This window comes from Paenibacillus sp. KS1, assembly GCF_001680695.1.
Classification (GTDB): Bacteria; Bacillota; Bacilli; order Paenibacillales; family Paenibacillaceae; genus Paenibacillus_B; species Paenibacillus_B suaedae.
On record NZ_MAIS01000120.1, the window covers coordinates 1 to 12,615 of the forward strand.

12 protein-coding genes are annotated in these 12,615 nt (G+C 48.1%); all 12 read left to right on the forward strand.

Going from position 1 to position 12,615, the window contains the following annotated elements; translation table 11 throughout:
- Positions 1 to 216 precede the first annotated feature (216 nt).
- The 12 genes from BBG47_RS25430 (at position 217) to BBG47_RS25485 (ending at position 12,415) form a co-directional block, all read left to right on the forward strand.
- Positions 217 to 1,752, forward strand: coding sequence for an MDR family MFS transporter (locus BBG47_RS25430; protein WP_065294067.1), 1,536 nt, complete (start codon positions 217 to 219; stop codon positions 1,750 to 1,752).
- Between the two features lie 92 nt (positions 1,753 to 1,844).
- Positions 1,845 to 2,444, forward strand: a complete 600-nt coding sequence (locus BBG47_RS25435) for a TetR/AcrR family transcriptional regulator (RefSeq protein ID WP_065294068.1) — start codon at positions 1,845 to 1,847, stop codon at positions 2,442 to 2,444.
- Positions 2,445 to 2,701: 257 nt separating this feature from the next.
- Positions 2,702 to 3,637: a DNA-binding transcriptional repressor DeoR gene (locus tag BBG47_RS25440; protein ID WP_065294069.1), complete on the forward strand. Its 936-nt coding sequence runs from the start codon at positions 2,702 to 2,704 to the stop codon at positions 3,635 to 3,637.
- A 248-nt stretch (positions 3,638 to 3,885) separates the two neighbouring features.
- Positions 3,886 to 4,551, forward strand: coding sequence for a deoxyribose-phosphate aldolase (gene deoC / locus BBG47_RS25445; protein ID WP_065294070.1), 666 nt, complete (start codon positions 3,886 to 3,888; stop codon positions 4,549 to 4,551).
- Positions 4,552 to 4,632: 81 nt separating this feature from the next.
- Entirely contained in the window at positions 4,633 to 5,034 is a 402-nt protein-coding gene (locus tag BBG47_RS25450; protein ID WP_021256910.1) for a cytidine deaminase, read from the forward strand.
- Between the two features lie 98 nt (positions 5,035 to 5,132).
- A complete protein-coding gene (locus BBG47_RS25455) occupies positions 5,133 to 6,311 on the forward strand; it encodes a NupC/NupG family nucleoside CNT transporter (protein WP_021257828.1) in 1,179 nt (392 codons plus the stop codon).
- A 77-nt stretch (positions 6,312 to 6,388) separates the two neighbouring features.
- Complete coding sequence (gene deoB / locus BBG47_RS25460; protein ID WP_065294071.1) at positions 6,389 to 7,570, forward strand: phosphopentomutase; 1,182 nt, start codon at positions 6,389 to 6,391, stop codon at positions 7,568 to 7,570.
- 41 nt (positions 7,571 to 7,611) lie between these two features.
- On the forward strand, positions 7,612 to 8,319 hold the full coding sequence (gene deoD, locus BBG47_RS25465) for a purine-nucleoside phosphorylase (RefSeq protein ID WP_028531338.1): 708 nt from the start codon (positions 7,612 to 7,614) through the stop codon (positions 8,317 to 8,319).
- Between the two features lie 142 nt (positions 8,320 to 8,461).
- Entirely contained in the window at positions 8,462 to 9,763 is a 1,302-nt protein-coding gene (locus BBG47_RS25470) for a pyrimidine-nucleoside phosphorylase (RefSeq protein ID WP_065294072.1), read from the forward strand.
- A gap of 216 nt (positions 9,764 to 9,979) precedes the next feature.
- A complete protein-coding gene (gene pxpB, locus BBG47_RS25475) occupies positions 9,980 to 10,675 on the forward strand; it encodes a 5-oxoprolinase subunit PxpB (protein ID WP_065294073.1) in 696 nt (231 codons plus the stop codon).
- Entirely contained in the window at positions 10,660 to 11,637 is a 978-nt protein-coding gene (locus BBG47_RS25480; protein WP_065294074.1) for a 5-oxoprolinase subunit C family protein, read from the forward strand. Before pxpB ends, BBG47_RS25480 begins: the two co-directional genes overlap by 16 nt.
- Before the next feature lie 13 nt (positions 11,638 to 11,650).
- Positions 11,651 to 12,415 carry a LamB/YcsF family protein gene (locus BBG47_RS25485; protein WP_065294075.1) on the forward strand — a complete coding sequence of 255 codons (765 nt, stop codon included), beginning with the start codon at positions 11,651 to 11,653 and terminating at the stop codon, positions 12,413 to 12,415.
- The last annotated feature ends 200 nt before the right edge of the window (positions 12,416 to 12,615 follow it).

Sequence of the window (12,615 nt, forward strand, 5' to 3'; positions counted from 1 at the left end):
TAGGCTTTAGCCAGTTGAGAGCGTGAAACGTGAGAAACAAAAAACCACCTTTGAAGCGGTTATTTGATGATCTTGTTCATGAATACAAAAAAAGAGAAGGTGAATTCCGAATATTAACTTGATTATTTGTGAGGGTGGTTCTACAATATTTTTGATTGAATAATTAATCAATATAAAAACCACGCAAATTACTGCATTGCAGAAAGGAACATTCGTATGGAAATGAACCGAAGCAAACGAAATTGGACGATAGCAGCCCTGCTGTTAAGCATATTCCTGTCGTCCTTGGATCAAACAATTGTATCTACTGCACTACCCTCCATTGTTCAGAAGATTGGTGGGCTCGATGTGGTGTCATGGGTATTCACGATTTACATGCTGGCATCAACAGCGATCATGCCGGTAGTGGGAAAGCTGTCCGATATGTATGGGCGCAAGCGATTTTATATTGCAGGATTGGCCCTCTTCACGGGAGGCTCCCTGCTATGTGGGCTCGCAACTTCAATGACCCAGCTTATCGTCTTTCGAGGAATTCAGGGACTAGGAGCTGGTTTCCTTATGCCGATTACGTTCACACTTATTTTTGCGATTATTCCACAGGAACGCGCCGGCAAATTTCAAGCTCTCTTCATGGGGGTATATGCACTCTCTTCTGTCGTTGGGCCGACAATTGGCGCTTTTATTACGGAACAGCTCAACTGGCATTGGAACTTCTTCGTGAATATTCCGTTTGGTATCGCAGCAATCCTCATCATGTGCTGGTCATTGGTTGAATCACGCGCTAATACAGGCAAGCCGAAGGTAGATTATGCCGGTGCGCTGTTTCTTATTGTGACAACTGTTATTCTCTTGTTGGCATTCAAGCTGGCGGGTGAGGACTATGCTTGGGGATCGTGGGAAGTACTGCTTATGCTGCTAGGTGGGGCACTGGCACTGGTTCTATTTATCGGGATCGAGCTGCGGGCATCTGAGGCCATTATACCTCTTCACTTATTCCGCAATCGGACGATTGCTGGCGTTTCGCTAGCTTCCTTTGTTCAAGGGATGATTATGTATGGTGCTTTGCTCTACATTCCATTTTTCATTCAGGCGGGGCTTGGGGGAAACGTGAAGGATGCGGGGAACGCGCTAACGCCGATGATGTTCTCGGTTATGGTTGGTACTGTACTGGGAACAATGCTGATGAAGCGGCTCAGTTGGAGGGGATCGGTGCTGCTCGCGTCAAGTCTTATGGGAATGAGTGCATTCTTATTTACGACTCTGCCGCTTGACGTAAATATGTGGTATGTTAGGGGAAATACAGCCTTAATAGGTGTCGGGATTGGAATCCTTATGCCGAATGCGCAGACGGCTGCAACACTTACTGCACCTGAGCGATACAGAGGAGTCGCGACCTCGATGGTCACCTTCTTCCGTACGATTGGCGGTGTGCTTGGAGCGTCTATCATGGCGGCCATTGTAAATCAGCATCTGGCAACAGAAATTCAGCGTCAGGCTTCGGTTTTGCAGCTGGATTCGGCAGTACTGGATAAGTTGAGCAATGCGCAAATGCTGATTGGGTCGACATCGCTGTTACCAGACCATGCAGCTGCAGCATTAAGAGCGTCGCTCGTCGCTTCCATTCACTCCGGCTTCTGGCTGCTGGTTATAGCTGCCGCCCTAGTTCTGCCGATGGGTCTCTTGATGGGGAATGAACGGTTTCATGCGGCAAATGCTGTGCAGTCGAAGTATTCGGATCATACATCTGTATAGGCATTCGTAGAATGATTCATTGTGTAAAGGAGGGGGCTCTGCCGTACGGTTGCTAGTTCCATTAGCTGCTGTTCGTGCAGAGCTGTATGTATATGTCACCTAGAAATGCGGATCAAAATAAGTTGATTCGGGACGAGCGTAAGGAACAGATTTTAAGCAGCGCTTTAAAGGTATTTTCCAATCGAGGATTCGTAGCTACCAAGATTAGCGACATTGCGAAGGAAGCTTCTTTGAGTCATGGTCTTGTCTATCATTATTTTGAGTCGAAGGATGAGATATTCGCAACCTTAGTGGAACGGGCACTGCAATCTTCCGATCAATTGATGCTGATGACGGTGTCGGTTCAAGGGAACAGCTTGGATCAGATTGCATGGATGACGCAGCAAATTTTAAGTGCGTTCGCGGAGCGCGAAGAGGCCGTGTATTATCATCACATTATGCTGCAAGCCTCTACGTATCAATCGATGCCGGATTCCGTGAAGTCACAGATGCAGCAATTAACCAGTCCAATGAAGCATATGGTAGGGATAATAGAGGAAGGTCAGCGCAGGGGTGAGATTCACGGCGGGGATGCCAAGCGGCTGACTACGCTGTATTGGTCCATGATTCAAGGTCTGGCGCTTATGAAGATTGAAGCGGGTGAATATTTCAGCATGCCTGATTGTGATATGATTGTTCGCATGTTCAAGTAATTTCCCCGCTTGTGATTGGTAATTACTGGATTATTGAATAATAGAATAAGGCTTCATAAAGTGATGGAAATATAGGATTTGGAGCTAATGTTTTCACGATTGTTCACAATTGGGCAGAAGTCTCTGATTCGTTCGTGAGCGTTTACATATCTGCAGATTATGATAGTATAGGTTCAATGAAGTAAGGTTGCGGCTGTCTTGCCTATGCGTGTTGACGGCATATTCATAGAATCATTTCACAAAAGTGGGTTGTAGACATGGATCATGACAAACAGCGATTGAGTATTGAAGCGGCAAGATTATATTATTTATCGGATTATAGCCAGATGGACATTGCAGCCAAGTTAGGGGTATCCCGTCCGACTGTATCCCGGCTGCTGCAATATGCGAAGGAGCAAGGGTTCGTACGGATCGATATTGTCGATCCGCTTGAGGATCTGGATGCATTGGGAGCACGACTTAGACATCGGTATGGACTGGATACGGCACTCGTCTGCTATTCGCCGGTGAACGAATACAAGGAAATTCAGAAACATATTAGCAAGCGAGCAGCTGAGTATTTAGCCGAAACGGTTCAAGATACAGATATTATCGGTGTAACATGGGGACGTACGATGCATGCAGTTGCACAGCAGCTTCAACAGAAGCAGGTTCGAGGCGTTGAGGTTGTACAGCTCAAGGGAGGCATTAGCCACTCGCATGTGAATACGTATGCGGCGGAGACGGTGAATCTGTTTGCATCAGCCTTTCATACGATTGCCCGTTATTTGCCGCTGCCCGTTATATTTGACAGCGTCGCCTTGAAGCAAATGGTGGAGGAGGATCGGCATATCCGCCGAATCATTCAGCTTGGCAAGCAGGCCAATATTGCGGTGTTCACCGTGGGTACGGTGAATGATGATGCATTGTTGTTCCAGCTTGGCTACTTCAGCAGTGAAGAGAAGAAGCTGCTGCAGAGCAGAGGTGTCGGTGATATATGCTCGCGATTCTTCGATGCGGAGGGCCGCATTTGCAGTGAAGGAATTAATGATCGAACCGTAGGAATTGATTTGCCGGATTTGCGGGAGAAGGACAAGTCGATACTTGTAGCAGGGGGACAGCGCAAGATTGATGCGATCCGTGCAGCGCTTGTTGGTAAATATGCCAATATACTGGTAACCGATCAATTTACGGCGCAAGCATTATTGCAATAATTACCGCTATGCAGCGACAATGAAAGCCCTTAGAGTAGGTACGTGGAGGCGAAGCCCCATATTCTATTCTGAGGGATTTTTTATGCGCTTTTTGTTCAAAATATTGTAAGAAAGCTGTTCATAATATTGTAATGAACAAAATTTCTGAGCGATCTTTACATCTGTTCAGACCGCATGATATGATACCCATGAAATCAATATTACATTTATTAAATGGATATGACACAAGAATATAAGGGGTGTGCAGCATGAGCATAGCACGTATGATTGACCATACGATGTTGAAGGCAGACGCTGTTCAAGCGGATATTGCCAAGCTGGTTGAGGAAGCGAAGCAGTATCAATTCGCTTCGGTGTGCGTTAACCCGACTTGGGTGGCTTACTGTGCAGAGCAGCTTGCTGGTACAGAAGTTAAGGTATGTACGGTTATTGGATTCCCACTCGGTGCATCTACATCTGCTGTTAAGGCATTGGAGACACAAGATGCGATTGCCAATGGTGCAACCGAAGTTGATATGGTTATTAATATTGGAGAGCTGAAGGCCAGCAACGATGAATTCGTACTGAAGGACATCGAGGCGGTTGTGAAAGCGGCTTCAGGCAAAGCGCTCGTCAAGGTCATTATTGAGACTTGCCTGCTTACTGATGAGCAGAAGGTTCGCGCTTGTGAACTGGCTGTGAAGGCAGGAGCTGACTTCGTGAAGACATCTACAGGCTTCTCTACAGGCGGTGCGACTCGTGAAGATGTAGCACTTATGCGCAAGACGGTTGGCCAGCAGACAGGTGTGAAGGCTTCTGGCGGTGTTCGCAGCTTGGAAGATGTGAACAACATGATTGAAGCGGGAGCAACTCGAATTGGAGCAAGCTCTGGCGTCAGCATCATGAATGGCATTACATCGACATCTTCTTATTAAAATAGAGACGTGAATCATTCCTTCGGTAGGCGAGTCGCTTATGGAAGGGATGATTCACTGTCCAATGAGGAGGATCAGCCCATGAAAGAACAGTTGATTCAAGAAGCGCTCGAGGCGCGCAAGCAGGCTTACGCACCATATTCTCACTTCCAGGTTGGGGCGGCTATTTTAGCGGATGGAACCATTTATCGTGGCTGCAACGTAGAGAATGCATCCTATGGCTTGACGAACTGTGCGGAACGAACGGCTGTATTCAAGGCTGTATCGGAAGGCAAACGTAAGGTAGAAGCTGTTGCTGTAGTTGCGGATACGGAAGGGCCTGTATCTCCGTGTGGAGCTTGTCGCCAAGTGTTGGCAGAGTTCTGCGACGGTGATACGAAGATTTACTTGACGAATCTTAAGGGTGACACAGAGGAATGGACAATGTCCCAACTGCTTCCTGGCGCGTTTTCAGGTGCCGATATGGAAAAGGATAGCGAGTAAATAAAGATAGAAATCACGTTCGATTTGAAAGCGGTAACAAGGTGCTCTAAATCATTTTTAAGAAATCGATGCATGCTCTAGCATGGGGGGAACTTTACATGAAATTTGTAATTGCGATCATTGGTCTGCTGGCTGTATTCGGACTCACATATATCGCAAGTAAGGATCGACGCAACATTCGCTATCGTCCATTGGCCATAATGGTCGTGTTGCAGGCAATTCTGGCATTTGTGTTGTTGAATACGAGCGTCGGGGAGACATTAATCAGGGGCTTTGCTTCCGTGTTTGATTCACTACTCGGTTATGCAGCCGAAGGGATCAACTTCGTATTTGGCGGCATTGTGAATGATATCAAAGGCACCCAATTTTTCTTGAATGTTCTGCTGCCGATTGTATTTATTTCTGCGTTGATCGGTATTTTGCAGTATACGAAAGTCTTGCCTTTCATTATTAAGTACATCGGTCTTGGATTAAGCAAAATTAACGGCATGGGTAAGCTGGAATCGTATAACGCAGTAGCATCTGCCATTTTGGGTCAGTCTGAAGTATTTATTTCGGTGAAAAAGCAAATCGGGCTGCTGCCGGAGCGCCGCTTATATACGCTGTGTGCTTCTGCGATGTCGACAGTGTCGATGTCTATTGTCGGTGCTTATATGACAATGATCCAGCCTAAATATGTAGTAACTGCGCTTGTATTGAATCTGTTTGGCGGATTTATTATCGCTTCGATTTTGAATCCATATAAGGTATCGAAGGAAGAAGATATTCTGGAAGTGCAGGAAGAGCATAAGCAATCGTTCTTCGAAATGCTGGGCGAATACATTATGGACGGCTTCAAGGTCGCGATTACCGTTGCTGCGATGCTGATCGGATTCGTCGCATTGATTGCACTCGTCAATGGCATCTTCGGCAGTATCTTCGGAATTTCATTCCAAGAAGTGCTTGGCTATGTGTTCGCACCGTTCGCGTTCCTGATGGGGGTACCTTGGAATGAAGCAGTTGATGCGGGAAGCATTATGGCCACGAAGATGGTAGCGAACGAATTCGTCGCGATGCTGGATCTCGGCAATCTGACTCTGTCAGAGCGTACTACGGGGATCGTATCCGTATTCTTGGTATCGTTCGCGAACTTCTCCTCAATCGGCATCATTTCTGGTGCAGTGAAGGGACTTCATGAGAAGCAGGGCAACGTAGTGGCACGCTTCGGTCTTCGCTTGCTGTACGGCGCTACGATGGTAAGCGTATTGTCTGCGATTGTTGCAGGTATTTTCCTATAACTATATTCACAACGTCCACTTCTGGTTAAGTGGACGTTGTAAGCATCTAAATCAGCTTGGGAAAGGGGAACGACATGATGACAACATTCAAAAGGATTCATCTTATCGTTATGGACTCGGTAGGCATCGGTGAAGCACCTGATGCGGCACAATTCGATGATGTAGGCTCAGATACACTCGGGCATATCGCACAGGAATGCGGAGGGCTGAACATGCCTAATATGGCTGCACTCGGCTTGTCCAATATTCGTTCGATTCCTGGCATAGAGGTGGCCGAACGTCCCCTAGGCTATTATGGCAAAATGCAAGAAACCTCCCGCGGCAAAGATACAATGACTGGACATTGGGAGATCATGGGGCTGTATATTGATACTCCATTCCGCGTGTTTCCGGATGGATTCCCAGCGGAACTGATTGAACGCATTGAGACGAAGACGGGACGCAAGGTAATCGGCAACAAGCCGGCAAGCGGAACTGAAATTATCGATGAGCTCGGTGAAGAGCATGTGAAGACAGGCGCTCTCATTATTTATACTTCTGCGGATTCTGTTCTACAAATTGCAGCGCATGAAGAGGTAGTTCCATTAAAGGAACTGTACGAGATTTGTGAGTTCTGTCGCGAAATTACTCGAGATGACCCTTATATGCTTGGACGGATTATTGCACGTCCATTTGTAGGGGAGCCTGGGAACTTTACGCGTACGTCGAACAGACATGATTATGCCTTGAAGCCATTTGGCCGCACAACAATGAATGAGCTGCAGGATCATGGCTACGATGTGATCGCATTAGGCAAAATTTCAGATATTTATGATGGCGAAGGAATTACACAAGCAATTCGAACAAAGTCTAATATGGACGGCATGGATAAATTTATCGCGACACTGGATGAGCCATTCAAGGGATTAAGTTTCATAAATCTCGTTGACTTCGATGCATTGTACGGACATCGCCGCGATCCAGCGGGCTACGGACGTGCGCTAGAGGAATATGATGCTCGGCTGCCTGAAGTATTTGCGAAGATGACGGATGAGGATCTGCTCCTCATTACAGCAGACCATGGCAATGATCCAACGTACAAAGGCACTGACCATACGAGGGAGTACGTTCCACTGATTGCATATTCTCCGCGCTTTGTAGATGGAGGCAAGGAGCTTCCACTTCGTGGAACATTTGCAGATATCGCGGCAACGGTTGCCGAGAACTTTGCAGTTGCGGCACCAGCGTATGGCAAGAGCTTTTTATCTGATTTGAAATAATTCGGATTTGAAATAATTCATCATACTGGAGGAACATAACTATGAGTGTACACATTGGAGCGAAACAAGGCGACGTTGCAGAAACGATATTGTTGCCAGGAGATCCATTGCGTGCGAAATATATCGCAGAAACGTACTTGGAGGATATTACTTGCTATAACGAGGTTCGCGGGATGCTCGGCTTCACGGGAACTTACAAAGGCAAGCGCATCTCCGTACAAGGTACGGGCATGGGAGTTCCGACAACAAGCATTTATGTAAATGAGCTGATCAATGAGTACGGTGTGAAGAACTTGTTCCGTGTAGGTACTTGCGGTGCGATGCAGAAGGACGTTCATGTGCGTGATGTCGTGCTTGCTCAAGCAACTTGCACAGATTCCAGCATGAACCGTCATGTCTTCGGCGGATATGACTACTCTCCAATCGCCAGCTTCTCCTTGCTGAAGGGGGCTTATGAGAATGCGGTTGCGAAGGGAATGAACGTTCATGTCGGCAACATCTTCACTTCCGATATGTTCTACCGCGATGACAAGTCTGTTGTTCAGAAGCTGATGGATTATGGCGTATTGGCCGTGGAAATGGAAACAACGGCTCTGTACACACTGGCTGCGAAATATGGTGTGAATGCATTGACAATCTTAACAGTTAGTGACCACTTGCTGACAGGAGAGGAAACGACATCGCAAGAGCGTCAAACAACGTTCAATGACATGATGGAAGTGGCGTTGGAGACAGCTATTTCGCTGTAAGTAGTTTTGTCATTAGCAACAAGCAAAGGAATTTATAGGCTGCGGCATTATAGTGAATTCGTTTTTGGTTAAGAATGATGAACGAATCTGCGTTAGTGATATCAGCAAGCATATATCCAATGGAGAGCGAGGAGAATCAACGATGAGAATGGTGGATCTGATTGCGAAGAAGCGTGACGGCAAGGAACTGACGACAGAGGAAATTAACTTTGTTATTGATGGCTATACCAAAGGTGATATCCCGGATTATCAAGTCAGTGCATTTGCGATGGCCATTTATTTTCAAGATATGACGGAGCGGGAGCGGGCTGATCTGACGATGGCCATGGTCAAATCCGGTGAAACGATTGATCTCTCAGCAATTGAGGGCGTTAAGGTCGATAAGCATTCAACTGGCGGTGTTGGCGATACGACGACGCTTGTACTCGCCCCTCTAGTTGCGGCATTGGATATTCCGGTAGCCAAGATGTCAGGCCGTGGGCTTGGCCATACAGGCGGTACGATTGATAAGCTCGAGGCAATCGAAGGCTTCCATGTGGAAATTACGAAGGACGAGTTCGTAAACCTGGTTAACAACCATAAAATTGCGGTAATCGGTCAGACAGGCAACTTAACGCCTGCGGACAAGAAGTTGTATGCCTTGCGTGACGTTACGGCAACGGTTAATTCCATTCCGCTTATCGCAAGCTCCATCATGAGCAAGAAGATCGCGGCAGGTTCCGATGCCATCGTCCTCGATGTGAAGACTGGAGCAGGGGCCTTCATGAAGACGGCTGAGGATGCGAAGGAATTGGCGCATGCGATGGTCAGCATCGGCAACAATGTCGGTCGCAAGACGATGGCTGTTATATCCGATATGAGCCAACCGCTTGGACGTGCAATCGGCAACTCGCTTGAAGTACAGGAAGCGATTGATACACTGCGTGGACATGGCCCTGAGGATCTGGAAGAGCTGTGCTTCGCGCTCGGCAGACAGATGGTATTCCTTGCTGGCAAGGCGTCCTCCTTGGAAGAGGCGGAAGAGAAGCTGAAGGAAGTCATCACGAACGGCAAGGCGTTGGAGAAGTTCAAGGAATTCATCGCGAACCAAGGCGGCAATCCAGAGGTCGTCGACGATCCGAACAAGCTGCCGCAGGCTGCTTATAAGATCGAAGTTCCTGCTAAGGAAGACGGCGTAGTGGCAGAAATCGTCGCTGACGAGATTGGTACAGCAGCGATGCTGCTTGGCGCTGGCCGCGCAACGAAGGAGTCCGAAATCGATCTTGCTGTAGGCTTGATGCTGAACAAGAAGATTGGAGATTCGGTTAAGGCAGGGGAGTCCTTGGTAACGATTCATGCGAATCGTGAGAACGTGGATGACGTTATTGCGAAGATTTATGAGAACATTCGGATTAGCGACCATGCAGAGGCACCAGTGCTTGTCCATGATATCGTAACGGAATAAGTTCTGGTGCAATGGAGAGCAGGATTGCGGGCAGATGCCTTGCAGCCTGCTCTTTTTCTTTTTCATGCAGATTTTTTCAGAGAAGCAGAAATAATGGGGTGTACATCTTATCAAATAACGTTAACGCCTATCACTTCGCACAATACGTACCCGGCATGGATAGAGGAATCGAAATCATGCTATCATGAACTCAACAATATCGTAAGGGGGAGCTGCATGAGATATTTTCCGCTCGGAGATACGGCGGTTGTCGTGGAATTTGGTACCCTCATCGGGCAGGCTGCACATGAGCAAGTTCGGTTGTTGTCACTCTACCTTGACGAACATCCGCTGCAAGGGATGATTGAATACGTCCCTTCTTATACGACTGTAACCGTATTTTATAATCCGGGTCTGCTGCGGTATGATGAGGCACAAGCGCGGCTGGAAATTGCTGTTGCTCAATCGTTACATATGAAGCTTGAATGCAATATTCGAACTGTCAACATACCGGTATGCTATGGTGGGAGCTTCGGTCCTGATTTGAATGAAGTCGCCGCGATTAACCAGCTGTCACCAGATGAGGCTGTTCACATTCATAGCAGCGGGGAATATGTAGTCTATTTGCTTGGGTTTGCGCCAGGATTTCCGTTTCTGGGAGGAATGTCGAAGCGGATTGCCGCACCAAGGCGTTCCACTCCACGGCTTGCGATTCCATCAGGTACAGTAGGGATTGCCGGCATGCAAACGGGAGTGTATCCAATCGTCACGCCCGGCGGCTGGCAGTTGATCGGTCGGACACCCGTGCCGTTATTTCGTCCGGATATGAATCCTCCAACCTTGCTAAGAGCAGGGGATAGAATACGTTTTTTGCCTATTACAGAAGAAGAATACGCGAAATGGGAGGAGCGCGGGTCATGTGTATCCGGGTAAAATCGGCGGGCATGCTGACAACGGTTCAGGATCTCGGCCGCTTTGGGTTGCAAAAGTACGGTGTACTAACAAGTGGCGCAATGGATGGGGTCGCACTCAGGCTGGCGAACTTGCTGGCAGGAAATGAAGAGGGCGCGGCAGCTTTAGAGATTACGTTGCTTGGGCCGCAACTTATATTTGAAAAGGGTGCCGTAATCGCTCTAGCGGGGGGCAACTTGTCTCCTAGCATTGATGGAATGAGCATTCCGCTATGGCGTCCCGTGTATGTTCCTGCAGGAAGCACATTACAATTCGGGAGAACTGTATCGGGCTGCAGAACCTATCTGGCGATAAGCGGCGGGATATCCGTCCCGGAAGCGATGGGTAGTCGCAGCACTTATTTACGGGCAGGAATAGGTGGATTGCATGGTCGAGCGCTTGAAGCTGGAGATGTACTGGAGATGGGAGAAGCTGCTGAACCGTTCAAGTTATGTTCTCTTGAAACGATTGTCATGCCATGGGGGGCCAGCTTTGCGATTCGTCCTGCTTACAAAGAAAATCCGATGCTTCGCGTCGTCCGTGGTCCTGAATTCGATACATTCAGTGAAGAAAGCAAGCATCGATTATGGACGGAGCCATTCCGCGTCACGACGCAGTCGGACAGAATGGGCTACCGGCTCGCAGATGTGCCGTTGACAGTGGCAGAACCTGTTGACATGATCTCGTCTGCCGTTAGCACAGGCACGATTCAAGTACCGCCGGAAGGCAATCCGATCGTGTTGTTGGCGGATCGACAAACGGTCGGTGGATATCCGCGAATCGCTCATGTAATTAGTGTGGATTTGCCGTTCATCGCCCAAGTGAGACCGGGCGGATATATTCGATTTGCAGAGGTTACACAAGAAGAAGCACAAGATTTGTATGTGAAGCGGGAACAAGAGATTGCCCAATTCCGGCAGGGACTATCCCTGCGGATTCGTTAGGAGGGAAAGTACTATGCATCAGATCGATATAAACTGTGATATGGGTGAGAGCTTCGGCGCATATCGGCTCGGCTCGGATGAAGCAATTTTGCCGTTCGTAACATCCGTGAATATTGCTTGCGGTTTTCATGCTGGCGATCCATCCGTCATGAAACGGACTGTAGCAGCAGCACTTGAGCGTGGGGCAGCGATTGGGGCCCATCCCGGACTACCAGATCTAGCTGGATTCGGACGGCGCAACCTCGACATCACTCCTGAGGAAGCCTATGATTTGGTCGTCTATCAGGTGGGGGCGCTATACGGATTTGTAACAGCGGCTGGCGGCAAGATGCAGCATGTGAAGCCGCATGGCGCTTTGTACAACATGGCTGCAAGCAACTGCGCGCTGGCTGAGGCGATTGCCCGAGCTGTCCATGATATGAATCCAGAGCTGGTGTTATTCGGACTATCGGGAAGTGAACTGGTAAAGGCGGGTCAAGCCGTTGGACTTCGCTGTGCGCACGAAGTATTCGCAGACCGGACGTACCAAGCGGATGGTTCATTGACGCCGCGTCGGGAGTCCAATGCGCTGATCACGGATACTGAAGAAGCGGTACAGCAGGTCATTCGCATGGTAAAAGAAGGGGTTGTCTGCGCTGTCCAGGGTGTTGATGTGGCGATTCAAGCCGATACGGTATGCATTCATGGTGATGGCACACATGCACTTGCCTTTGCCCAAAGCTTGCGGCAACGGTTGAGTGATGAAGGAATTGCAGTAAGAGCCGTTTTAGCGAGGTAGGAGTTGATCCTATTATAGGACTTAGAGAGTTAACGTTATCTTCGGCTCGTTGTGAATTGATTTTTATATCGAATCCATATTATCTTGTAAGTAATCGATGAACAACGGATTGTATCTGAAGATGCATGCTTATGTTCTACTATTGATACAAAATAATCGGTTCATTTTCTGGTGCGAATGTATAGTGCACATGAATTTCC